The organism is Paenibacillus oralis (assembly GCF_003863965.1).
Taxonomy (GTDB): domain Bacteria; phylum Bacillota; class Bacilli; order Paenibacillales; family Paenibacillaceae; genus Fontibacillus; species Fontibacillus oralis.
This window is the reverse complement of record NZ_RRCN01000001.1, coordinates 1,120,004-1,143,300: the sequence shown is the minus strand read 5'-3', so window position 1 is coordinate 1,143,300 and position 23,297 is coordinate 1,120,004. Positions and strand designations below refer to the sequence as shown.

Sequence of the window (23,297 nt, the reverse complement as noted above, 5' to 3'; positions counted from 1 at the left end):
TAAGGTGAAACATTTCACAAAATTGCAGCCGTTTAAGTGAACACTTTCACATTATTTATTTGGATATGTGAAAAAATAAACAAACATTTTGAGGAGGAAACCATCATGAAAGTAGCAGTTATCGGATGTACACACGCAGGCACGGCCGCCATCGTCAATATCGCCAAATTATACCCGGAAGCGAACATTACCGTTTATGAACGGAACGACAACATTTCGTTCCTGTCGTGCGGGATCGCATTATATGTCGGCGGGATGGTAAAGGACCCGCAGGGATTGTTTTACTCCTCGCCGGAGCAGTTGGCGGAGCTGGGGGTGCACACGAAAATGCGCCATGAGGTGGTAGCGGTCGATACGGACGCCAAAACCTTGCGGGCCCGTAATTTTGTCACCGGTGAAGAGTTCGAGGATACGTTCGACAAGCTGGTCGTTACGACCGGATCGTGGCCGATCGTGCCGAAATTCGAGGGCATTGAGCTGGAAAACATCGTGCTTTCGAAAAACTTCAACCATTCCAATACGATTATCGAAAAGGCCAAACAAGCGAAAAATATCGTCGTCGTAGGCGCCGGTTATATCGGCGTGGAGCTTGTGGAGGCTTTTCAATTGAACGGCAAGCAGGTTACCTTGATCGATGCGGAGGACCGGATTCTGAGCAAATATCTGGACCAGGAGTACACGGACAAAATCGAGCAATCGCTTAGCGATCATGGCATTCAGCTGGCGCTTGGACAAAAGGTAACCCGCTTCGAGGGCGAGGAAGGCAAGGTAACCCGCGTCGTAACCGATCAGGGAAAATATGACGCCGATCTAGTGATTATGTGCATCGGCTTCCGTCCGAATACCGGGCTGCTTCAAGGCCAGGTGGATATGCTCGGCAACGGGGCGATCATCGTGGACGAATATATGCGCACCAGCAAGCCGGACGTTTATGCGGCGGGCGACAGCTGCGCGGTATTTTACAACCCAACCGGCAAGCATGCCTACATCCCGCTCGCAACAAACGCGGTCCGCATGGGGACGCTGGTCGCCCGCAACCTGGTGGCGCCAACCGTAAAATACCTTGGCACCCAGGGAACCTCGGGCATCAAGATTTATGAGGACAACATCGCGGCAACCGGTTTAACGGAAGCGGCGGCCAAGGATGCGGGGATTGAGGCCGAAGCGGTGCTCATTAACGACAATTACCGTCCTGAATTCATGCCGACCCATGAACCGGTTACGCTGAAGGTTGTTTACGAGCCAAACACGCGGCGCATTCTGGGCGCGCAAATCATGTCGAAAGCGGATCTAACCCAGTCGATCAATACGATGTCGGTATGCATTCAAAACGGCATGAAGATGGAGGAACTGGCTTTTGTCGACTTCTTCTTCCAGCCGCATTACAACAAACCGTGGAATTTCCTGAACAGCGCCGGCCTTGGCGCGCTGCCGGAAGTGCCGAATAAGCAGCCTGTACAAGCCTAACCGAGGGAGAAGGAAGACAACCATTGATGTAACCTTCACCTCGAAGCGGCCGCAACACGCCGACGGAAGAAGCACTTTGCTTCGGATGTCGGCTTTTTTGTGAGCAAAGAAGTGGTACACGGTTAGCGGTGGATTACTGGCAGAATAAATGTGAATTTTTTCACCTCCCGTGATTTATGTTACTTATTTGGAGGAAGCGGGAACGCTACAATAGACTCGGGCATTAAAGTGAAATGAATAGAAGGAGACTTGAATCATGGCTGACTATAAACCCGCGCAGATTGCCGAAGTGACCGTGGAGAACGGGATCAAAAAAGCGCATAATCCGCTGTTGACCGTGCTGATCCTCGGGTTTCTCGGCGGAGCGTTTATCGCTCTCGGTTTTCTGCTGGATATCCGCGTCATCGCCAGCGCCCCGGCGGAGTGGGGGAGCTTTGCCACATTCATTGGCGCGGCGGTGTTCCCGATCGGCCTTATACTCGTGCTGCTGGCCGGCGGAGAGCTGCTGACGGGCAACATGATGGCCGTTCCCCTGGCCCGGATGGCAAAGCGGATTTCGACCGGCGAAGTGTGCAAAAACCTGGTGCTGATCACATTGAGCAATTTTGTCGGAGCGCTGTTTGTCGCTTATTTTTTCGGCCATGTCGTCGGTTTGACGGCAAGCGGACCGTATTTGGATAAACTGGTCGATATGGCAGGGCATAAGCTGGACGACAGCTTCCTGCAGGCGTTTGTTTCCGGGATTGGCTGCAACTGGCTGGTGGCCCTGGCCGTCTGGCTGTCCTACGGCGCCGATAATATGAGCGGCAAAATCCTCGGCATCTGGTTCCCGACGATGGCGTTTGTCGCTATCGGTTTTCAGCACGTCGTGGCCAATATGTTTTTGATCCCGGCGGCCATTTTTGAAGGATATTTCTCCTGGGGAGAATATCTTGGCAATTTCGTCCCGGTCTGGCTCGGCAATTTGACCGGCGGCGGGCTGTTCGTGGCCGGGGCGTATTGGACGGCTTATTTGAAGGATCGGGGAACGAATGCCGACTCCGGCGCAGTCCAGGGGGCAGGGGCTTCCGCATCCGTCAAGGCGGGCAGCAAAACGGCTTAGGGTGTAATGAATGGTTTAGGGCTTAACGGCTTAGGGCGTAAGTGCTTAAGGCCTAAGGGCTTAAGGCGTAAGGTTTAAGGTATATGATTTAAGGTGTAACCGGAGTAGCTCCATCGCTGGCTTGATCCGTATAGGCCGGCATGATCCGCGCATTCCGTGACGGCACGACAGGCCGCTTCCTCATTATTGGTTTGTGAGGGGCGGCTTTTTTTCGTGCAGTTTTATTGGATAATTCAATAGAATTCGCTTAAGTCGCCATTTTGAACCCAACCGTTGCAACACAACTATTCTAACGGTTGCCACAACCACTATTTGTTCCAAAAACGTTGATTTCAAATTGTAACGGTTGCCATGGCGCTTATTTCACTGAAATACGGCTACTTTTACCTAGATTAAGGCTATTAACGGCGCTCACAACCGTTAGAATTTGGAAAAGGTCCTTTTTCGTAAAATAGCAGCTGTTACAACCGTTAGATTAGTATCAAGGCTACAACTCGTCTTATGCAAGAGTTAATGCAACGCTAGTGCATTTTGAGCCCTTCCGAGTATGATCAATTGGAAATATCCAATTAAAATGCTGGGGCAGTAGACAAAAGCAAAAACTTTTTTCTACAATAGCTAAGACAGGAGGGGATGGAAATGATCCACGAAGAGAACGGGGTGTTTCCGGCGGTGTGCCCGCTGGATTGTCCCGATACTTGCGGCTTGCTGCTTCATAAAGAGAACGGAAAAATCGTGAAAGTGACGGGCAATCCCGATCATCCGGTGACCCAAGGGGCGATTTGCAATAAAGTCCGCAATATGGCGGAGCGGGTCTACCATCCGGAACGGGTGCTTTACCCGCTTAAGCGGGTTGGGGCCAAAGGCGAAGGGAAATTCACGCGGATTTCCTGGGACGAGGCGATGGCGGAAATCGCCGGACGGTACAAGGAGCTTATCCGTGAGCATGGGCCCGAGTCGATAATGCCGTACAGCTTTTACGGCAACATGGGGATTCTCAGCGTCGACGGGATGGACCGGCGCTTCTTCCACCGCCTGGGCACGACGCAGCTGCAGCAGGGCATTTGCAATTCCGCGGGGAACGCGGGATGGAGATATACGATGGGCTTCGGCGGCGGGACCAGCCCGGAGGAGACGGTAAACGCGAAGCTGATCATCGTCTGGGGCGGCAATCTCGTCAGCACCAACATGCACCAGGTCGCCCTGATCGAAAAAGCCCGCAAACAGGGGGCGCAGCTGGTCGTGATCGATGTGCACCGCAACCGCACCGGGCAGCGGGCCGACTGGTTTATTCCGCTCTACCCGGGAACGGACAGCGCTCTGGCGCTTGGGATTATGCATGTGCTGTTCGAGCGCGGGCTTGTGAACGAAGCGTTCCTGGAGCGGTACACGACCGGGCACGCCGAGCTGCGCGAGCATGTGAAGCAATATACGCCGGAGCGTGTTTCGGCGATCACGGGCGTGCCGGCGGAGGACATCGTGAAGCTGGCCGTTCTGTACGGCGAGACTTCGCCGGCCTACATCCATATCGGGAACGGCCTGCAGCATCACGATAACGGCGGCATGACCGTGCGCACCATTAGCTGCCTGCCGGCGCTAACCGGCCAGTGGCTCGTGCCCGGCGGCGGCGCGTACAAGTCGAACGGCGCTTACGGCAAAATGAACGCGGCCGCGCTGGAACGGGCCGACCTGCGGCCGAATCCGGGCGCCCGCACGGTAAACATGAACCAGCTTGGCGAAGCGCTGCTGACGCTCGATCCGCCGATCCGCGCGCTGTTCGTGTACTGCTCCAACCCGGCGGTGGTCGCGCCGAATACCGCGAAGGTGGAGCAGGGCTTACAGCGGGAGGATCTGTTCACCGTTGTGCACGACCTGTTCCTGACGGATACGGCCAAATACGCCGACATCGTGCTGCCGGCGACGTCCACTTTTGAGAATACGGACTTGTACAGCTCTTATTGGCATCATTATGTCCAGCTTCAGGAGCCGGTCATTCCGGCCCGGGGCGAAAGCAAAAGCAATGTCGAGACGTTCAAACTGCTGGCGGAGGCGATGGGTTTCGCGGAGGAAGCGTTCCAAGACAGCGAGGAGGATATGATCCGGCAGGCGCTGCAGTTCCCGCATAACCCTTATTTGGAGGGCGTCACGCTGGAGAAGCTGCAGGAGCAGCGCTTTGTCAAGCTGAATATGGAGCACAAGAAACATTATCTGGACGGCTTAACGACGCCTTCGGGCAAAATCGAGCTGTATTCCGCCGCGATGGAAAGGGCCGGCCTGCCGCCGCTGCCCGCTTATGTGCCGCTGCAGGAAGGCTATGACGGCGCACGCCGGCCGGGCGAGGGAGAGGTTTACCCGCTGATGTTCATCTCGCCGCCGAACCACAGCTTCCTGAACTCGACGTTCGGCAACGTGGAGAAGCTGACCGCGCTCGAGAAAAGCCCGCTGCTGCAAATCCATCCGCAGGATGCGGAGGAGCGCGGCATTGCCGACGGCGACGAAGTCACGGTGTGGAACGGCCGCGGCAGCTATCACGTAAAGGCATCCGTCACCAACAAAATGCTGCCTGGCATCGTCGTCAGTCAAGGGCTATGGTGGGAGCAGGAAGACGGACGCCGCACGCGGGCCAATGCCCTCACGCCCGACCGGCTTGCCGATATGGGCGGAGGTGCGGTGTTTTTTTCCACCGTCGTTAATGTAAAGCGGCAATAGATGTACTTGCCTGGCTTGCCCTTTTGAGCGATACTATTGTAATCTGGGCAATGTGCAAAAGTGCGGAGAGCCCCTGGGGGCTCTTTTTTTATGGATATACACAGAACTGCATGTACAGAGGGGAGGAGTAACGGAATGAAATGGCTGAGTTCTTACCCGCGCGAGGTTAAAGTTTTTTTGGCGGCCAGTCTGATCAATTCCGCCGGCGGTTCTTTAATGTGGCCGCTGATCACGATGTTCGTGTTTAAAATATTGGGCAGGTCGGTGACGGATGCCGGTCTGGTTATTTTGGTCATGTCCCTGGGCGGCATCGCCGGCCAGCTGTTGGGCGGGGCTTTGTATCACCGGCTGGGGGTGACGCGGCTGATTGTGGGCGGGCTTGGCCTGAACGCGTTGTTTTTGCTGCTTCTGCCTTATGGCAGCGGCAACTGGCATCAGTTTATGCTGCTGATTGCCATGGTTGGCTTTTTTAACGCGATGTCCATGCCGGCGATCCAGGCCTTCATCGGCTTTCGCTTCGCGGAGCGGCGGGGCGAGCTGTTTAACGTCATTTATGTGGCGAACAACATCGGCGTTGCCGTAGGAACGGCGCTCAGCGGGTTTTTGGCGCAGATTTCCTACGATTTGAGCTTTATTCTGAACGGGCTGACATCGGCGGCATTTGCGGTTTTTTTCTGGTTTTATTTGAACAAAGTTCAAAAAAGTCAAGGCGAGTTGCATGTGGAAAAACGTAAAACCGTAGCGGAAGGCCAGAGCGCTTGGACGTTGATGAAATGTTATCCGGTTTATTTGTTTATGGGGATTGGCTCATTTTTCCTGTGGCTGGCCAACTGCATTTGGAACAACGGCGTATCGCCGTTTACGATCTCCCAGGGGATGCCGGAATGGAATTACAGCGTGCTGTGGACGTTGAACGGGGTGCTGATTTTTGTGGGGCAGCCGTTCGTGCTCTGGATCAAACGCACCTTCGCCGGCTCGCCGCAAGCGCAGATGACGGCCAGCGCCTTGTTTTATATGCTCGGTTACGTGACCATCTTAGGCTTTCACACTTACCCAAGCATGGTGCTGGCGATGGTGCTGACGACGTTTGGGGAAATGCTCATATCGCCGGCGATTCCGTCGTTTATTTCCGACCGGACGGGCAAGGGCGCTCCTTTTTACCTCGGTTTGGTCGGAGGGATGGGGGTTGCGGGCCGGGTGGTCGGTCCTTACGCGATGGGCGTGTTGTTCGACTGGAACGGACTGGTCCCGGTGGCCTGGCTGGCGGTGGCGATTGCGGTGCTGGCGATCGGCGCGTTTCTGATCCATGTGTTTATGAACCGGGAAGACCGGGAGACGACAGGCATCGCATCGGGAATGTAAAACGGTTGAGGGTTGTTGTCCAAAACGGACCGCGAAACGTGTAAAATAAAGAAAAAAACGTGGCGACACAAAAGGAGGGAAGCGGATGAAAAGCGAAGTTTGGACCCGTTTGTCGGAAATGCGCGATGCGCCCGCTTTGATGGAGATCGACCGGCTTGTCTGGGATGAGCGGAACACGCCGGCCGGGCGGCTCGTTTGGAATTCGCGCGAGCAGTTTTTGCAAAGCTGCCCGCCGGGGAGCCAAATCGTGGCCGGAATCGGCGGGCGAATCTGCGGCTACATCGGCTTCAAACCGCCGACCCCGCTGCCAAGCAATTCCCATGTGCTCGATTTGAACATCGCCATCCATCCGGAATGCCACCGTATGGGAATCGGGCGCGCGCTGATGGAGGCGCTGCTTGCGCTCGCCGCGCAGCAGGGCGTACGCAAATTGTCCTTGCGCGTGCTGGCCAGCAATCCCGGGGCCGTGGCTTTTTACGAAAGCTGCGGATTTATGGAGCAGGGCCGGCTTGTTGACGAGTTTTTTATGGATGGACAGTATGTGGACGATATATTGATGTGGCGCAAGGTGTAGTGCCGCGAGGCGCCTCAAGCTCTGACAGCCGTCAGAGTGGGGTTGCCCGGGCATCTGCTTTCGAAAGAGGCGGGCAGCGCTAATTATCGCGGCAACTGGGGGCGAACCTCAAGGGCGTAAATATCTTCTTCCAGGGTGGCCATGCGCTCGTTCAACACCTGGCGGCAATCCGCCAACGCCTGATTGTATACATACGGCCCGATGCGGGTCAGAAAAAAGTCGAGCACCCCGTCCGCCGCAAGCTCTCCCAGCGTTTCGCCGCGTTCCTCCTCGAAAAATTGCTGAATTTGGGGGATTACCAGGTTGCGTTGCTCTTTTGTCAGATGGATGGGCTTTAAAGGCATGGTTCGGTCGCTTCCTTTCGCATGATGGTGTGATATATTGATTTTATATTAACAGAAAACAAACGCCAAAGCAGGCGAATGCGCCCGGCCATTGAACAATTGCGGAGATATCGGTATATTTAGAAGAAGAAAATCGGGGATAGTATACAGATACTTATGAAATGGAAAGGTTGATACCTGTGGTAAACAACAGCACCCCTCCCAATTTTATTAAAAACATTATCACGGAAGATCTGAAAAGCGGCAAAGTGCAAACCGTGGTGACGCGTTTTCCTCCGGAACCGAACGGTTACTTGCACATCGGACATGCCAAAGCGATCTGGATCAATTTTACGTTGGCCGACGAGTTCGGGGGACGGACGCATCTGCGGTTCGACGATACGAACCCGGTCAAGGAAGACGTCGAATACGTCAATTCGATCAAGGAAGACGTGAAGTGGCTCGGCTTCGAATGGGAAGAGCTGCATTTCGCTTCCGACTATTTTGAGGAAATGTACAACCGCGCCGTGCTGCTGATCAAAAAAGGCAAGGCTTATGTGGACGATCTTAGCGCCGACCAAATCCGCGAGCTGCGCGGCACACTGACCGAGCCAGGGCAAAACAGCCCTTACCGCGACCGTTCGGTGGAGGAGAACCTCGATCTGTTCGCGCGGATGCGGGCCGGCGAATTCAAGGACGGCGAAAAGGTGCTGCGCGCCAAAATCGACATGGCTTCGCCGAACATCAACCTGCGCGACCCGGTCATTTACCGCATCGTACATGCGACACACCACAATACCGGGGACAAATGGTGCATTTATCCGATGTATGCGTTCGCCCATCCGCTGGAGGACGCGATCGAAGGCGTGACCCATTCGCTGTGCACGTTGGAGTTCGAGGAGCAGCGTCCGTTCTATGACTGGACGATCGCCGAAACGGAAATGCCGAAGGTGCCGCATCAATACGAGTTCGGGCGGCTGAATCTGCTGCAGACGGTGACGAGCAAGCGAAAGCTGAAAATGCTGGTGGACGAAGGGTATGTGGACGGCTGGGACGATCCGCGCATGCCGACGATTTCGGGATTGCGCCGCCGCGGGGTGACGCCGGAAGCGATCAAGGCGTTCGTCTACGAAGCCGGGATTTCCAAAGCTTACGGCAGCATCGATCCGAAAACGCTGGAGCACTTCATCCGCGAGGATCTGAAGCTCAGAGCCCCGCGCACGATGGCGGTGCTCGACCCGCTTAAGGTGGTCATTACGAACTACCCGGAAGGGCAAACCGAAATGCTGGAAGCGGAAAACAACAGCGAAAACCCGGAAATGGGCAACCGCCAAATTCCTTTCTCGCGGGAAATTTACATCGAACGCGAGGACTTTATGGAGAACCCGCCAAGCAAATATTTCCGCTTGTTCCCGGGCAACGAGGTGCGGCTGAAGCACGCGTATTTCATCAAGTGCAACGACGTGATTAAAAACGCGGACGGCAACGTGGTTGAAATCCACTGCACGTATGATCCGGAAACGAAAAGCGGCAGCGGGTTTACCGGCCGCAAGGTGAAAGGCACGATCCACTGGGTGGATGCCAGCGCGGCGGTGCCGGCCGAGTTCCGTCTGTACGAGCCGTTGATTATGGACGAGGAGGCGGATGAGGACACCATCGAGGAGAAGTCGTTCCTCGATCTGGTCAACCCGAACTCGCTGACGGTGGTGCACGGTTTTGTCGAGCCGGGCTTGAAGGATGCGAAGCCGCAGGATAAGTTCCAATTTTTCCGCCACGGCTATTTTAACGTTGATACGAAATATTCGGAGCCGGGCAAACCGGTGTTCAACCTGGTCGTCTCGCTGAAGAGCTCGTTCCAATTGCCGAAGTAATGCGGGCGGCAGTGGGAGCGGTAACCGGGGAACCGGGGAAACGGAGAAACGGAGAACCGGCGTTTCAAGAAACGCTGCGCCGTGGGTTCCTCGCGGTCTGACACCACAAGCAGCGCAATGTTTTGATTGGATATTTCCAATAGATCAGGCTCGGCATGGTGTGAAACGGACGGTTTAAATGAAATCTATTGGATTTTTTCCAATGGACGCAGTCAGTAAATGCCGGAACTTAACGAAGGCGGTCTCTCTCAGCACAACAAACTGGGAGAGACCGCCTTTTCGTCATTGTAGATGAGTGGGTGAAAGAGGCGCATTTTGCTTTGGCATGTTACTTTGGGAGGAACGACCGCTGGAATGGATGGATCAACTGCAAAAGTGCATTTCATATGCTACAAATTCCCGGTTTTGAGCGGCTGAAATGCAAAAGTACATTTGATTAGAGACTATTCGATAAAAAAGTGACTTTTGAGCGGAATTGAACTGCACTTATGCATTTGAACCGTCCGTTTCGAGAGCTTTCGACAAAAGTCGCCTGCACTTTTGCATTTGGTGGGATTTCGCTTGGCCCCGGAACTGGCGTAATCTCGGAACTGGCATAACTGGCATAACCCCGGAACTGGCGTAATCTCAGCTGGCATAGCTGGGAATACCTCCGGACATGGCATAGCCCTGGATCTGACGTATCCTCAGATCGCCAGATTTGCCCCCCTCCCCCCTTCACACCGAGCCGCGCTTGATGAACCGGAAGCCGAGCTCCTCGCTGACCGGGCCCGGCTGCTGGCCGGCAAGCTGGCTGCGGACGCTATCGAAGGCGCGGGCGCCGATTTCCGACAGCCGGTTGTCGATCGTTGTGATGCCCAGGACGGCGGAGATCGGCTGGTTGTCGAAGCCGATGACGGCGAAATCGCCGGGGACCTCAAGCCCCCGGCTGCGCGCGGCCAGGATGAAGCCGGCGGCCACCTGGTCCCCGGTGATGAGCAGGGCATCGGGCCGCTCCGGCATGGCCAGCAGGTGCTCGACAAGCGCGGCGCCGTCCCCGATGTCATAGCAGCCGTCCAGCACCCATTCCTGGCGGGGACTGCCTCCCAAGGCTAGCAGCGTGTCGTTGTAAGCCTGCAGCCGGCGGCGCAGGCTGGGACTGTTGCGGCGGCGGCCCGCGGTGAATCCGATCCGGCGGCGGCCTTTTTCCCATAAATAAGTGATCGCCTTCTGGAAGATGGCATAATGGTCGATGTAGACGGACGACAGCGGCCGGTCCCGCACGGCTTCACATAACGCGATCGGGCCGTAAGCCGCGTAGGCTTCCACTTCGTCCAGCGACAGCGACCGGGAACAGATCACCAGCCCGTCGATCTGCTTGTTGCGCAGCATCTCCAGCACCTTCCGCTCTTCATCGGGCCGGTAGTCCGTTTGGCAGAGCATCAGCTGGTAGTTGTGAAGCAGCGCTTCCTGCGCCATCCCCTCCATCATCCGGGCGAAATAGTAGAGATTGATGCGGGGCAGGACAACGCCGATCGTCCGGGTCGTGCCTTTGATCAAATGAACGGCGTTCATATTGCGCGAATAGTTCAGCTTGCGGATCGCTTCCTCCACGGCTTTTCGCTTGGCTTCGCTCACATAGGGGTGATCGTTCAGCACGCGGGAGACGGTTGTGACGGAGACGCCGGCCGCCTCGGCGATTTGCTTGATATTCGGCAATGGGGCCACTCCTTTCCGGTTTGCAGGGCGGTATATCCGGGCAAAAGCCGGTTTAGCAAACACCGCAAAGCTTCAAACAGGCGAAAAATCCCAAATCAGCGCTTGCTCTGGAATGCATTTCATAATTTACAATGAATATGCAGTGAGAAAAACAATGCATTCCATCCGGCGTAACCTCGGCGGGAGGGCGTAACGCGTGGAATGCATTGTTTTTGTCGTATTCAAGGTTATCGGTGTTCGTTTCGCCCCATGACCGGCGAGTAGCCGTTTTTGTGAATCCGATACCACATGGCCGCGTATCCGAGCGCGCCGAAGAAGGACAAAGCCATGCCGATACGGTACATGACGCCGCCGCCGAAGTTCTGGTACATCCAGCCCCCGAAAAAACCGGCAATCAACGCGGCGAGCCCGCTGAGCGCAAGCGTATAAACCGCATGTCCGGCGGAACGCAGCGGGCGCGGCAGCAGCAGGGCGATCAGTTTGATGCCGACATAGAAGAAGCCGCCGAACGTAACCGAGTGCAGCAGTTGAATCAGCATGATCTGCACCGGCTGGGTCGCATCGGACATCAAATTCCATCTTAACGCGAACAGCAAGCTGACCGCCGTGATGCAGCCGAGCAGAAACGTGATTTTCCGCTTAAAATAACGGTCCAGCACGACAAAGACAAGTATTTCAAAAGCCGTGGACAGAAAAACCGCGCCCCCGACCTCCAGACGGGAACCGCCCAGGTCGGTGATAAACAGCGGCATGAAAATGACGTTGATTGCGTTGGGAACAGCCACCAGCATACCGAATAAGGCAAAAGCGACGAAATATCTATACTGCAGCGTCCGCGCCAGTTCAACCCCTTTCAGCCACGGCGTATTCGACGTTTGGCGGATGGACGGGAGCAGCAGCGCGGACCCGATCGCCAGCATCAGGCAGATGCTGAACAACAAAGAGATGCCGTTATGGCCCACCGCGTCAATGATCGGTCCGGCCCCCAGGGCGACGAGGCTCCAGCCGAGCGAACCCCATAAGCGGAAAGCGCCGAATCTCCGTTCGTTCCCTTCCGTGTAGCTTAAAACAAGACCGTTGTTTTGCGAGAGAAGCGGGCTTTGAAAAAAATAAAGCAAAATCATCGCCAGATACAGCGTATGAAACGTATTCGCTTTAAACACCAAATGGCCCATGACGAGCAGGCCAAGCATCATGGCGATCAGAGCGGCCCGCGGATTTTGGCGCAGATCGCTGATATACCTCCAAAACGGGTGAGCAAGCAAAGAGATGAGCGGCCCGATCGCCATCAGGCTTCCGATCTCCAGCTTGTCCATACCGATATCCTGCAAATATAATTGAAAAAAGGCGGCGAAAATGACCATCGTTCCGTAAACGAAAAAGTTAAGCAGCCTCAGCGGCATCCATGAGGAGGGCGAATATCGTTGATTGTCCCGCAAACGCGCCATTCCTTTCTGTCCGAGTCCATAACGCAACCGAAAATAATTGACTATGTTCTCAATGTAACACAGAGGTGAAAAGGGATACAAACCAAGTTTTCTACAATTTTCCAATATTTTATAAAAGGGAGGTCTGTTTGTGGAGACAACGGCCGTCATCCTGGCGGGGGGGAAATCCAGCCGAATGGGCGAAAACAAGGCGCTCATGGAGCTTGGGGGAATCACCGTGATGGAAAAAATCATCCGGGAGCTGGAGCCGATAGCCGGCCGCATCGTGATCGTAGCGGACGACAAGGAGGCGTACCGGGCGTTCGGCAAAGAGGTTATAACCGATATGTACAAAGGGGCTGGACCTTTGGCGGGATTGCATGCCGGCCTGACAAGCTCGGCTTCAACCTGGAATATCGCGGTGGCCTGCGATACGCCGTTTGCCAACCGCGGTTTGTTCCAAGAGTTGCTCCGGCAGGCCCGGCAGTCGGAGTCCAAAGCCGCGCGGGAAGGCGGTAGCTCCGGCCCCGAAGCGGTGATCGCCCGCACGGGAGACCGGGTTCACCCGCTGCTGGCGGTATACCGGCGCAGCGTGCTGCCGGGCCTGGAGCGGGAGCTTCGCCTCGGTCACTACAAAATGACCGTGTGGCTGGACGGGCTGCGGACCGAATATGCCGACGGGGAGAAACTCGCCGCCGCTGCGGGCCTCCCGCAGGAATGTCTGGCCTTCAATATGAACCGGCCGGAGGATTATGAAAAAGCCAAAGCTTGGCTCGAAAAAATGAAAGGCCCGCTTTAACCGCCGATTTGCGACATGCGGCGTACGGTTGGCGTATGGCTTTGCTGTTTTTTCTCCAGCGCCAGCGCCATTTCATGGTTTTTCGGCTTGCCGCCCAGCGCTTTCAGGAACATCGCCCGGATGCCTTCCCGGTCGCCGGCGGCGGCCAGCGGGCGGACATGCAGTTCGTCCGACCAGTACAGGCAAGCTTTAATGTGGCCGTCCGCGGTCAAACGCAGGCGGTTGCAGTTATCGCAAAAATGTTCGCTGACGGGATGGATCAGGCCAAACGTGCCGGCCGCGCCGACAACCCGCTTGCTTTCGGCCGGACCGTTTCCTCTTGGGCCGGTCACGTCCTCCGTTTCCCAGCCGGCTGCCCGGCATACCTCGTCAACGGTAGACAACGGCAAATAGGTGCTGCGCCAAGAGTCGGTAGCGCTGCCGATCGGCATATATTCGATGAACCGAACATGCAGCGGCTTATCCAGCGTCAAAGCGATAAAATCACGGATTTCATCATCATTGACCCCTTTCATCAGCACGACGTTCAGCTTGATAGGGTCAAGGCCGATTTCCACGGCGGCCTGCAGCCCTTCCAGGACTCTCCGCACTTCTCCCCCGCGCGTGATCATCGCGAACCGGTCCTGGCGCAGCGAGTCCAGGCTGATGTTGACCCGGTTCAGGCCCGCTTGTTTGAGCGCGGCCGCCTTGCTGGTCAGGAACATCCCGTTCGTCGTCATGGCGATATCTTCAATGCCCGGGATTCCCGAAAGCATGGTGATCAATTTGTCCAAATCTTTGCGAACCAGAGGCTCGCCCCCGGTAATCCGGAGTTTGCGCAGGCCCATCGGGGCAAGCGCCGAAACGGTTTCGGCGATTTCCTCATAGCTCATAATTTCTTCATGCGGTTGAAAAACCACACCCTCTGCCGGCATGCAATAAACGCAGCGGAGGTTGCAACGGTCGGTCACGGAAATCCGGAGATAGTCGTGTTTTCGGCCGAAAGAATCAAGAAGCTGCTCCATACGGGACGCCCCCTTTCTTTTTGGTGCTTCAAATTTAATATATATGCTGATGATCAGTCAATGCGTTGGCACACATTGTTCAAGTATATTTTGCGGCGCAGGGCGATAGAATGGTATCAGAGACAAGTGTAAAAAAAATCACATAAAGCGCTTACATTGCCTGTTATAATCAAAGCAAGCGATACGTGACCCCCTTAATCATGTGTCGGTATATGCGATTAAGATGATTTCCGGCATTGAAGGAAGTCATCTTTTTTTCAAAATGCGAGTTCAAAAAGTCAGATTTTCAGCACCGAGAAGGTTGGATGAAGTTAGGGACTGAGTAGCGGAGCGTACGTTTTGGGTACGTGAGCAACGGAAGGCCCGGCTGAATTCAAGATTCGACGTCGAGTCCGCTTCTTGACCTGCTTCGTGATCAAAAGATGACTTTTTGAACAACCTCTTAAGAAGAAATATTGGCAAGGAGATGACCTTCCGATGGCAATGACGTATCCACCGTTTGTTTTTACGCAGGAACAGGTTGAGTGGCTGGAGCGGCGCGGGTGGGGTTACCGGGTGTTGATGGATTTCCTGAGCCGTCCGCCGAGGATGTCCTTGATCGCCCATTGGCGATATAAAGCGGAGTTGATTGGCGTCATTCCGGCGAGCCGGGGCGGGCGCAAACTGATCGGCTATCTGAAAAGCATTCCCGAACAGCAATTCCGCCAAGTTTGCAGCAGAGAGGCGGCGGAATACGAACGCCTGTTTACGGGCCGTGACGCCGTAATGACTTCCTGCGAAAGCCTGTTTCGCCGCAGAACGGAAGGAGCCGACGCATTTGCCTGCATCTCCGAGGTGCGGAAAATATATATGGAAAACGGCGTTGTATTCAATAAATTAAACGGGGAGCGCGACGATCATATTGCGCTGGAGCTGGAGTTTATGGCCGTGCTGGCCGAAGGCATGCTCAGCAAGAGCAGCCTGCCGCACACCTGCCTGACGCTGGCAGACGCGCAGATCGGTTTTCTGGAATCCCATCTGCTGAAATGGGCCCGGCCGTTTGCCAGCGAGTTGATGTTGGCCTCGACAAGTCCGCTGTATACGGGGCTGGCGGAGCTGCTCGACGAATTTCTGGACCATGATCTGCGGCAGCTTCGGCGGTGGCGGGATACGCAGGCGCCGGCCTAGGACCTGGCGTCCTGGCCGATCATTTCCGGGCGTAAACGGCTCTGACCAATGTCCATCAGGCGAGCGATCGGCCGCAGGGCCGTTTACGAACTGACCACTCCGGTATTTCTCCTTTTTCTCTATCGCCCTCTTTTTAAAATCTCATCCTTCCAAACTCCCATCTCTATAATATTTGGCTCTTGCCAGTAGGAAGAAAAGCAACCTTCATGTAGAATAGAATCAGCATCACCTGAGAGAAAAAAAGGAGTACAGGCATGAGACGGGGACTTCAAATCATTATTATCGCGGGGATTTTGTTTGCTTTTTACTATTTCGGATTTGGCGTCTTCGGGAAATTCGGGGGGACCTTGGTCAGTATATTTCAGACGCTCACGGTCATTACGATCGGTATGGCGATTTTTATGGAGAACCGGAATCCGTCCAGTACGGTGGCCTGGATCCTGGTGCTGGCCCTGCTGCCGGTGGTGGGGCTGCTGCTTTATTTCTTGCTGGGACAAAACTATTTCAAGCGGCGCAAGTTCGACAAAAAGGCCGAGCAGAACCAGCTTAGCTTTGAACGGATCCACTTCAACGGCCACATGCTGCCCCGGGATTTGTCGCAGTTCAGCCCGAGCCAGCAGCGGCTGCTGCAATTGTCGCAGCGGCTGGCCCGCACGCCTTTTTCCATGGCCAGCCGCACCAGGGTGCTGACGAACGGGGAAGAGACGTTTTCGACGCTGCTGAAAGAGCTGAAAAAGGCGCGGCATCATATTCATATGGAATATTACATTTACCGTGCGGACGACATCGGCCGGGAAATTCAGAAAACGCTGATCCAAAAAGCCCGGGAAGGCGTTGAGGTGCGGTTTATGTTCGATGCGGTCGGGAGCCTGGGCCTGCCGAAATCGTTTATTAAGGAGCTGCGGGACGCCGGGGTCAAGGTCGGCATTTACGGGCAGGTGCGCTTTCTGGCGCTGTCTAGCCGGGTCAATTACCGCAACCATCGAAAAATCGTCGTAATCGACGGCAACACCGGATTTATCGGCGGGCTTAACGTCGGGGACGAATATTTGAGCCGCAGCAAAACGTACGGCTTTTGGCGCGATACGCATATGCTGGTCAAAGGCGAGGCCGTCCGGTCGCTGCAAATTATTTTTTTGCAGGATTGGCAGTACGTGAACGGGGAAGAAATTATCGACCTCGCTTATTTGTCGCCGGAGCTGGAGCAGGGCTGCAGCGGCGCGGTGCAGATCGTGCCGAGCGGACCTGACAACGAAAGCCGGACGCTGAAAAATATCTTTTTCGCCATGATTACCTCGGCCAAAAAATCGGTTTGGCTGGCGACGCCGTATTTTGTTCCGGATGAGGACATTTTGACCGCGCTGCGGGTGGCCGGGCTGGCGGGGATCGACGTCAGGATTTTGTTTCCGGCAAGGCCGGACAAATGGCTGCCGTTTCTGGCGTCGCATTCGTATTTTCCGTCACTGCTGGAAGTCGGGGTGAAGATATACGAATATGAAAAAGGCTTCCTGCATTCCAAGCTGCTGATCGTGGACGGCGAAGTGGCCACCGTCGGCACGGCCAATATGGACATGCGCAGCTTTCATTTGAATTTCGAGGTGAACGCGCTGCTCGTGCAAAGCGACAGCATCGCCAAAATCGTGGAAAATTTCGAACGCGACCTGCTGTCGACGAAAATGATCGACCGGGCAAGCTTTATGAACAAAAAAATCCTGGTCCGTTTTGCGGAATCCGCGGCCCGGCTGCTGTCACCGCTGCTGTAGCGCATCTTGCCGGCTGTGGCAGCCGGGAGAACCGCGGCGGGATCGGGAGAAACTAAGTTTGGAGCATAAGCGGCAACCTTAAGCAGAACTAAAGCAAACTCAAGCAGAACTCAAGTAACACTCAAGCAATACTCAAGCCAAACCTAGGCGGCATCTAAGCCGAACTAATTTACGATAGCCATCGCGGTTAAGGAGGGGGCGGAACATGGAGAATACGTCCGAACGCAAAACCGAACATATCCGCTTATGCCTGGAAGAGCAGGTCAATGCGGAGGGGATCCGCACGGGGTTTGAAAAATATGTGTTCCGGCATAACGCGCTCCCGGAGCTGAATTTTGACGACATCAGCCTGAAAACGACGTTTCTGGGCGCTCCGATTCGGACGCCGCTGCTGATCAGTTCGATGACCGGAGGCAGCAAGCTGGCCGGGGAAATCAACGTGCGCCTGGCCGAGGCCGCGGAGCGGCGCGGCTGGACGATGGGCGTCGGCTCGATCCGGGCCGCCGTGGAAAGGGAGGAGCTGGCACCTACGTTTGCGGTGCGGCGGTTTGCTCCGACCATCCCGGTCATCGCCAATTTGGGTGCGGTGCAGCTGAATTACGGTTACGGCCCGGAGGAATGCAAGCGGGCGGTGGACATCGCCGGAGCGGACATGCTGGTGCTTCATCTGAATGGCCTGCAGGAGGTGTTCCAGCCGGAGGGGAACACGGCCTTTGGCGGGCTGCTGGCGCGCATTGAGCAGGTGTGCAAGGCGCTGCCGGTGCCGGTCGGCGTGAAGGAGGTCGGCTGGGGCATCGACGGCGGCACGGCGAAACGGCTGCGCGAAGCGGGCGTCGCTTTTACCGACGTGGCCGGCGCGGGCGGGACAAGCTGGAGCCAGGTCGAGAAGTTCCGCAGCGGCGATCCTGTCCGCCGTGCGGCGGCGGAAGCATTCGCGGGCTGGGGCATCCCCACCGCCGAATGCATCCGCGAAGTGCGGGCGGCGGTCCCGGACGCCGCCCTGATCGGCAGCGGGGGCCTGAACACCGGCGTGGACGCGGCCAAAGCGCTGGCGCTTGGCGCGGACCTGGCCGGGTTCGGCCGGGCGCTGCTGGAACCGGCGGTGCATTCGGAGGAGCGGCTCGACGCGCTCTTGGAGCGCGTCGAGTTCGAACTGCGCACCGCCATGTTCGGCATCGGCGCCGGGAGCATACCGGCGCTGCGGAGCACGGCGCGGCTCGTGCGCCGGGAGTAGGCGCCGGGCCGGCGCGCTGGCTGGCTCCGCCGCGCTTAAGGCCGGCCTGCTCGGGGCCGGTTGGGGCGGCGCTCCCGGTGCAGGCGGGGGTGGGCGACCCAGGTATAGGCTAGGAGGCCAACGCTTCGTTACAAGTCGGGCCAGCCAGCCTATGGGCTAACGTCCCTAGGGGCCCGTTTGACCCCTGAGTTGGGGGATAGCCCCAAGCCAGAGCCTTCCTTTCAAAAATCCCGCGATTAGCGGTAATTTTTGTCGCTATTTTAATGTGAGAAGCCAAAAACCTCTGAATAACGGTAAAATTTTCCTCTATTTTATTGCGAAGGGGCTGAAATCCGCACTTTTCCCCCCGCCCCTACCCAATAACGACATAAAAGTCCGCTATTTTTCTCGTGCTGCATTTTGGCCCGTAATAGAGCCCTTTTTTACCGCTATTTTTGGCGCGGTGGCCATTTCCCGTAAAAGGTACCCGGAAATCTAACGGTTGTAACGGTTGTAACAGCGGCTATTTCCCGAAAAAAGACCTTTTCTAAATTCTAACGGTTGTAATCGTCGTTATTTGCCTGAATCTGAGCAAAAATAACCGGATTTAAGCGAAATAAGCACCATGGCAACCGTTACAATTTGAAATCAACGTTTTTGGTACAAATAGCGCTTGTGGCATCCGTTAGAATCGTTGTGTGGCTAGAAAATGTATCATGTTAGAAAACAGATTTGATGCAACGCTAGTGCGCGGCAGCGGTTAGTCCCCTATTTTTCGTTGCATTTCCGCAAATTCCCTATTATATTGAAGGGTAATATCGGCCTGCTGGGACGGCACCCTTCCATGAAACAGCGTATATGGTTGCAGACAGGCCGGCAAATTTACACAGGAATCGAAAACCGGAGTGCCCGGCTTTTCGTTTTTTCCGTAACGCAAGGGGGAACGGCTATGAAACCGTCATTGTGGACATGGAATACAAGAACGGTGGTGACGGTCGGCATCGGGGGCGTACTGTACGCGGCAACCAGTTGGATCGGCATCCCGATTGTGGCGGATACCCAGCTTCGGCCGGCGATCGCGCTGCTGGCGATATTCGGGGCGTTGTTTGGGCCGGTGGTTGGATTTATCGCCGGGTTTATCGGGCATGTCATCAACGACTTGATTACGAGCGGCACCGTGTGGTGGGGCTGGGCGTTGGGGTCGGGCATTACGGCGGCTTTTATGGGGCTGGTTTACATATTCAAGGATTTCAATGCAAGGGAAGGGCGGATGAATAAAAGCCATCTGGTTCTGTTTGCCGTTTGCGGAATCGTGGGGATTTTCGTTTCCCTGGCTTTTTCCGGCTTGTTTGATATCTTCGTTATGGGCGAGCCAAACGATAAAATCGTCGTGGAGGTCGTAACGGCAGGTCTCGCTAACGTCGCGGTATTTCTCATTCTCGGTCTTCCCGCCGTGTGGGCCTATGCCAAACGCAACCGGAGCAACACGAATTTGAGCGTGGACAGATAGGGGCCCGGCCCGTGAAGAGTATGCAGTATGTGATTTTTATCAGTATCCGACGCGATAGACCTGCGGGGGTATCCGTTTTAAAACAAAACAAATGATAAGGTGGGGACTTAATGGTTCAACTGATTCCGATGAGCGACGCCGATTACCGCGATTTCCGCAGCCGGTCGGTCCGCGATTACGCGGAGGATAAGGTGGCTGCCGGGACGTGGACGGCCGAGGATGCGCCGGCGCTGGCGGAAGCGGCTTTCCGCCGCTTTCTTCCGGACGGCAGAATTACGAAGGACGCTTTTCTCTACCTTGTACAGGACGCTTCGAGCGAGGAGGCGGTCGGGCATCTGTGGTTTAACGCCATGGAACAGGAAAAGGGGCGGATTGCTTTTATTTTGGACATCTTGATCTACGAGGAGCATCAAGGCAAGGGCTACGGCAAAATGACGATGGCCGCGCTGGAGGAAGAGGTTCGCCGGCTGGGTCTGGACACCATTTCGCTGCACGTTTTTGGCCACAATCAAAGAGCGTTTGAACTGTACCGGAAGATGGGGTACGAGGTGACGGACATCCAGATGACGAAAGTTTTGGCGGGGGAATCCGAGGCTTGACGGCGAGGATAAACTTGGGACGAAGGCAAGCTGCCAGTGACCTGTCAGCATCTAGCTGCGGGAATCGGCCGACAGTATCTTTCCAAGTGGTGTCTAGCCGCGAAAGGGTTTGACTGGTAGCGACCAACCGACGGTCCCGGCAGCCGGATGGCCTCCGTCATGCGCCAGTTAACATGCCGCCAAACCGCCGGTTTTCGCGGATGTCCTTGAAATATCTCCGGCGTATCGGTACTATGGTTGAAGGAAGATGAGCAATTACATGAATGAGGAGTTGTCATAAATATGGCTTTAAAGGCTGGCATTGTGGGTCTACCAAACACCCTGCGAGAGATTTAATCCGCGCGCCAAATAACAGCTATGTCGCTCCCGTTCAAGACCTCTATTTCATAAACCATTTCTCTAATAACTTCTTTCGTCTTTAAACGATCTCCAGATAATAAATCCTTAATGCTTGCCTTGGCTCTTCTAATAAGTTTTGTTTCTGCTTCATCTTCTAATTTTTCTGAACTCGATGCCTCTAACAATTTGTGGAGTTCTGCACGTTGCCTTTCTACCTTTTGGGTAGCTGCTTTGAGATCGTGTGCGGTTATAAGATCATCATTAAATGCATCTATTTGTTTTTGCATGTTTTTATCCAAACGGGCTAACTTTGCTTTAATTTCATCTTCGTTAATTGATTGGGATTTTGGTTTTGATAAAACTAGATTTAAAGTACCAGGAGAAGCTTCTGCCATCTTCTTTATTCTATTTAGTATTGCTGCTTCTATACCATCTCGACTGATGTAGTGGTGAAAACATTTTGCTCTTTTTAAATACCCGTCGCAGAGGTATTTGTAATGAATATTTTCTTGGTTTAATTTTTTTGAATAACTCCTGCTCATTTTTCCGTTCATTTTACTTTTGCAATGACCGCAAACAACAAGACCTGATAATAAATACCGGTCATCAGTAGTGTGTCTTCCTAATCTTCTTCTTGCTTGAAAAAGTTGTCCTAGTTTCTTGAAAGTTTCTTCATCTAAAATTGCGGAGTGATGGTTCTCGATATAGATCCATTCGTTTTCGGGTCTGGTTATTATTCTCGATCCATCTTTATAAGTTTTATTGTAAACAAAATCACCTATTAAGGTTTCGCGTTGAAATAATTCCCTAAACGTTTTTTCGTGCCATTCGTTACCCTCTTTGGTTTTGATATTGTCGACAAAGTTCCAACGTTTAATTATTTGTCGTAAAGGCGTCCCGGAAAGAAGTTCATTGGCCGCTTTAATAATTTCAGTTGATTCATCAATATTTATCACATATTCACCATTAATGATGTCATATCCAAAGCAAGGACGAGAGATAACCTTGGTGGTATTTCTCGCAATGGAAGTCATGTTATCACGTACTCGTTCTGAGTTGCGCTCCCTTTCAAACTCCGCCACCATTCCAAGCATTTGCAAAACCAACCTGCCGGCAGGTGTTGAGGTATCGAAACCTTCTGTAGCCGAAACATAATTGAAGCCGTGTTTATTGAAAAATTCGTTAAGAGATAAAATATCAAACAGTTTTCTTGAAAGCCTGTCCAATTTTGTTGTTAAAATAATTCCACCTTGTTTGTCCTTTTTTACACGATCCAACATCCGAGTTAATTCAGGGCGATTAAGGTCCTTTGCGCTATAACCATCATCAATAAAGAAAATCGGTTCATCCCATCCCATGGCCTTACAATATGCCGTCATTCTCTCCATCTGTTCACTAAGAGAGTTCCCCCTTTCTGCTTGTTCGTCGGTGCTTACACGTGGATAACCAAAAACCTGCATATAAAATCCCCCTATCAAAAAATTAAATCTGTAATTGTCACTCCAAGAGCTTCCGCTAATTTCTGAACGTTGCCCATTCGAGGCTCTTTTTTACCATCTTCCCAACACCCTATATCCTTCTTTTCAACCCCAATGATTATTGCGAGTTCTTCTTGGCTTACCCCTCTTTCTTCTCTGATTCGTTTCAGGTTCTCGCTTAGTTTTATTTCCTTCATAACTATTCCACCCTTTTTTATAATGAGTTATTGAGTTTGAAATGCCCCATATAAACACCACAAATGGTTATTTCATTAGGTAGCGCTTTAATCGATTTGTATTTTTCGTTTTCTGGCACCAAGTTAATAACGGGCGACCCCTCGCTCCACTTCATTCGTTTTAATGTCCCTTCTTCATCGCCATTAATCAACGCAACTACAACTTGTCCATTAAAATCAGCCCAACTACTTTTCTTAATGTAAACAATGTCTCCATCTTCGATTCCAATTCCACTCATGCTATCCCCCTTTACTCTCAAAGCAAAATCGGGCTGTATTTTGTTGGGCATTGGGTAATAAACGTAATCCTCAATATTTTGTTCTGCGAGCAATCCATCCCCAGCACAAACATTTCCGACTATAGGGATTAGGTTGGAATTATATATATTGTTTTTAGATTGAAATGTAGGGTCGATTTCGGCCTTACTGACTTTCAGATAATCAGCAATTTTTTGAATACTCCCAGGAGTGGCTAAAGTTTTTTCATTAAGGTAGTCAGAAATAACACTAGTGGAAAGTTCCGTACCTTCGGCTAATTCTTTTTGAGTAAGTCCTTTTCTTTTTAAGATTGCTCTTAAATTAAAAGCGATACCTTTCATTAGTTCCTTTTCCACTTCCGTGTATTTCTTTCTTGCCACTTTGTTTATCCTCCTAAA

General features: G+C 53.7%; 19 protein-coding genes. 12 read left to right on the top strand and 7 right to left on the bottom strand.

The window, feature by feature from the left end:
- Positions 1-105: 105 nt before the first annotated feature.
- The 5 genes from EHV15_RS05485 (at position 106) to EHV15_RS05465 (ending at position 7,214) form a co-directional block, all read left to right on the top strand.
- On the top strand, positions 106-1,467 hold the full coding sequence (locus EHV15_RS05485; RefSeq protein ID WP_128630355.1) for an FAD-dependent oxidoreductase: 1,362 nt from the start codon (positions 106-108) through the stop codon (positions 1,465-1,467).
- A gap of 256 nt (positions 1,468-1,723) precedes the next feature.
- Entirely contained in the window at positions 1,724-2,569 is an 846-nt protein-coding gene (locus tag EHV15_RS05480) for a formate/nitrite transporter family protein (protein WP_128630354.1), read from the top strand.
- Positions 2,570-3,208: 639 nt separating this feature from the next.
- A complete protein-coding gene (locus EHV15_RS05475; RefSeq protein WP_128630353.1) occupies positions 3,209-5,278 on the top strand; it encodes a molybdopterin-containing oxidoreductase family protein in 2,070 nt (689 codons plus the stop codon).
- 135 nt (positions 5,279-5,413) lie between these two features.
- Positions 5,414-6,640 carry an MFS transporter gene (locus EHV15_RS05470; RefSeq protein ID WP_128630352.1) on the top strand — a complete coding sequence of 409 codons (1,227 nt, stop codon included), beginning with the start codon at positions 5,414-5,416 and terminating at the stop codon, positions 6,638-6,640.
- Between the two features lie 85 nt (positions 6,641-6,725).
- The gene (locus tag EHV15_RS05465; RefSeq protein ID WP_128630351.1) at positions 6,726-7,214 is read left to right on the top strand and encodes a GNAT family N-acetyltransferase; all 489 of its coding nucleotides are present in this window, start codon (positions 6,726-6,728) and stop codon (positions 7,212-7,214) included.
- An 83-nt stretch (positions 7,215-7,297) separates the two neighbouring features.
- On the opposite strand, the gene EHV15_RS05460 is transcribed toward EHV15_RS05465, so the two are convergent.
- Positions 7,298-7,558, bottom strand: a complete 261-nt coding sequence (locus tag EHV15_RS05460; protein ID WP_128630350.1) for a DUF2164 domain-containing protein — start codon at positions 7,556-7,558, stop codon at positions 7,298-7,300.
- 161 nt (positions 7,559-7,719) lie between these two features.
- On the opposite strand from EHV15_RS05460, the gene EHV15_RS05455 reads away from it, so the two are divergent.
- The gene (locus EHV15_RS05455) at positions 7,720-9,408 is read left to right on the top strand and encodes a glutamine--tRNA ligase/YqeY domain fusion protein (RefSeq protein ID WP_128630349.1); all 1,689 of its coding nucleotides are present in this window, start codon (positions 7,720-7,722) and stop codon (positions 9,406-9,408) included.
- Between the two features lie 717 nt (positions 9,409-10,125).
- Here EHV15_RS05455 and EHV15_RS05450 read toward each other — a convergent pair.
- Positions 10,126-11,106, bottom strand: coding sequence for a LacI family DNA-binding transcriptional regulator (locus EHV15_RS05450; RefSeq protein WP_128630348.1), 981 nt, complete (start codon positions 11,104-11,106; stop codon positions 10,126-10,128).
- Between the two features lie 227 nt (positions 11,107-11,333).
- A complete protein-coding gene (locus EHV15_RS05445) occupies positions 11,334-12,554 on the bottom strand; it encodes an MFS transporter (protein WP_128630347.1) in 1,221 nt (406 codons plus the stop codon).
- 130 nt (positions 12,555-12,684) lie between these two features.
- Between EHV15_RS05445 and mobA the strand changes: the two genes are divergently transcribed.
- The gene (gene mobA, locus EHV15_RS05440; RefSeq protein WP_128630346.1) at positions 12,685-13,332 is read left to right on the top strand and encodes a molybdenum cofactor guanylyltransferase; all 648 of its coding nucleotides are present in this window, start codon (positions 12,685-12,687) and stop codon (positions 13,330-13,332) included.
- On the opposite strand, the gene moaA is transcribed toward mobA, so the two are convergent.
- Positions 13,329-14,336, bottom strand: coding sequence for a GTP 3',8-cyclase MoaA (gene moaA, locus EHV15_RS05435; RefSeq protein ID WP_128630345.1), 1,008 nt, complete (start codon positions 14,334-14,336; stop codon positions 13,329-13,331). The genes mobA and moaA overlap by 4 nt on opposite strands.
- A gap of 477 nt (positions 14,337-14,813) precedes the next feature.
- On the opposite strand from moaA, the gene EHV15_RS05430 reads away from it, so the two are divergent.
- The 5 genes from EHV15_RS05430 (at position 14,814) to EHV15_RS05410 (ending at position 20,588) form a co-directional block, all read left to right on the top strand.
- Complete coding sequence (locus EHV15_RS05430; protein WP_128630344.1) at positions 14,814-15,503, top strand: TorD/DmsD family molecular chaperone; 690 nt, start codon at positions 14,814-14,816, stop codon at positions 15,501-15,503.
- Between the two features lie 254 nt (positions 15,504-15,757).
- Positions 15,758-17,266: a cardiolipin synthase gene (cls, locus tag EHV15_RS05425; protein WP_128630343.1), complete on the top strand. Its 1,509-nt coding sequence runs from the start codon at positions 15,758-15,760 to the stop codon at positions 17,264-17,266.
- Between the two features lie 205 nt (positions 17,267-17,471).
- Complete coding sequence (gene fni, locus EHV15_RS05420; RefSeq protein WP_128630342.1) at positions 17,472-18,500, top strand: type 2 isopentenyl-diphosphate Delta-isomerase; 1,029 nt, start codon at positions 17,472-17,474, stop codon at positions 18,498-18,500.
- Positions 18,501-19,428: 928 nt separating this feature from the next.
- Positions 19,429-19,989 carry an ECF-type riboflavin transporter substrate-binding protein gene (locus tag EHV15_RS05415; protein WP_128630341.1) on the top strand — a complete coding sequence of 187 codons (561 nt, stop codon included), beginning with the start codon at positions 19,429-19,431 and terminating at the stop codon, positions 19,987-19,989.
- Between the two features lie 110 nt (positions 19,990-20,099).
- Positions 20,100-20,588, top strand: coding sequence for a GNAT family N-acetyltransferase (locus tag EHV15_RS05410; protein ID WP_128630340.1), 489 nt, complete (start codon positions 20,100-20,102; stop codon positions 20,586-20,588).
- A 332-nt stretch (positions 20,589-20,920) separates the two neighbouring features.
- On the opposite strand, the gene EHV15_RS05405 is transcribed toward EHV15_RS05410, so the two are convergent.
- The 3 genes from EHV15_RS05405 to EHV15_RS05395 are packed head-to-tail and all read right to left on the bottom strand — an operon-like array spanning position 20,921 to position 23,279.
- Positions 20,921-22,387 (bottom strand): recombinase family protein, encoded by a 1,467-nt coding sequence (locus EHV15_RS05405; protein ID WP_128630339.1) that lies wholly within the window; start codon positions 22,385-22,387, stop codon positions 20,921-20,923.
- A gap of 14 nt (positions 22,388-22,401) precedes the next feature.
- Complete coding sequence (locus tag EHV15_RS05400) at positions 22,402-22,602, bottom strand: helix-turn-helix domain-containing protein (RefSeq protein ID WP_128630338.1); 201 nt, start codon at positions 22,600-22,602, stop codon at positions 22,402-22,404.
- Between the two features lie 17 nt (positions 22,603-22,619).
- Positions 22,620-23,279 carry a LexA family protein gene (locus EHV15_RS05395; RefSeq protein ID WP_128630337.1) on the bottom strand — a complete coding sequence of 220 codons (660 nt, stop codon included), beginning with the start codon at positions 23,277-23,279 and terminating at the stop codon, positions 22,620-22,622.
- Positions 23,280-23,297: the final 18 nt, after the last annotated feature.

Bases quoted from the DNA above. Each gene is read 5' to 3' on its own strand.
- moaA (WP_128630345.1), bottom strand. From the start codon at position 14,336: ATGGAGCAGCTTCTTGATTCTTTCGGCCGAAAACACGACTATCTCCGG.
- EHV15_RS05410 (WP_128630340.1), top strand. From the start codon at position 20,100: ATGGTTCAACTGATTCCGATGAGCGACGCCGATTACCGCGATTTCCGC.
- EHV15_RS05470 (WP_128630352.1), top strand. From the start codon at position 5,414: ATGAAATGGCTGAGTTCTTACCCGCGCGAGGTTAAAGTTTTTTTGGCG.
- EHV15_RS05400 (WP_128630338.1), bottom strand. From the start codon at position 22,602: ATGAAGGAAATAAAACTAAGCGAGAACCTGAAACGAATCAGAGAAGAA.
- EHV15_RS05460 (WP_128630350.1), bottom strand. From the start codon at position 7,558: ATGCCTTTAAAGCCCATCCATCTGACAAAAGAGCAACGCAACCTGGTA.
- EHV15_RS05430 (WP_128630344.1), top strand. From the start codon at position 14,814: ATGGCAATGACGTATCCACCGTTTGTTTTTACGCAGGAACAGGTTGAG.
- EHV15_RS05415 (WP_128630341.1), top strand. From the start codon at position 19,429: ATGAAACCGTCATTGTGGACATGGAATACAAGAACGGTGGTGACGGTC.
- cls (WP_128630343.1), top strand. From the start codon at position 15,758: ATGAGACGGGGACTTCAAATCATTATTATCGCGGGGATTTTGTTTGCT.
- EHV15_RS05405 (WP_128630339.1), bottom strand. From the start codon at position 22,387: ATGCAGGTTTTTGGTTATCCACGTGTAAGCACCGACGAACAAGCAGAA.
- EHV15_RS05475 (WP_128630353.1), top strand. From the start codon at position 3,209: ATGATCCACGAAGAGAACGGGGTGTTTCCGGCGGTGTGCCCGCTGGAT.
- EHV15_RS05445 (WP_128630347.1), bottom strand. From the start codon at position 12,554: ATGGCGCGTTTGCGGGACAATCAACGATATTCGCCCTCCTCATGGATG.
- fni (WP_128630342.1), top strand. From the start codon at position 17,472: ATGGAGAATACGTCCGAACGCAAAACCGAACATATCCGCTTATGCCTG.
- EHV15_RS05465 (WP_128630351.1), top strand. From the start codon at position 6,726: ATGAAAAGCGAAGTTTGGACCCGTTTGTCGGAAATGCGCGATGCGCCC.
- EHV15_RS05455 (WP_128630349.1), top strand. From the start codon at position 7,720: ATGGAAAGGTTGATACCTGTGGTAAACAACAGCACCCCTCCCAATTTT.
- EHV15_RS05485 (WP_128630355.1), top strand. From the start codon at position 106: ATGAAAGTAGCAGTTATCGGATGTACACACGCAGGCACGGCCGCCATC.
- EHV15_RS05480 (WP_128630354.1), top strand. From the start codon at position 1,724: ATGGCTGACTATAAACCCGCGCAGATTGCCGAAGTGACCGTGGAGAAC.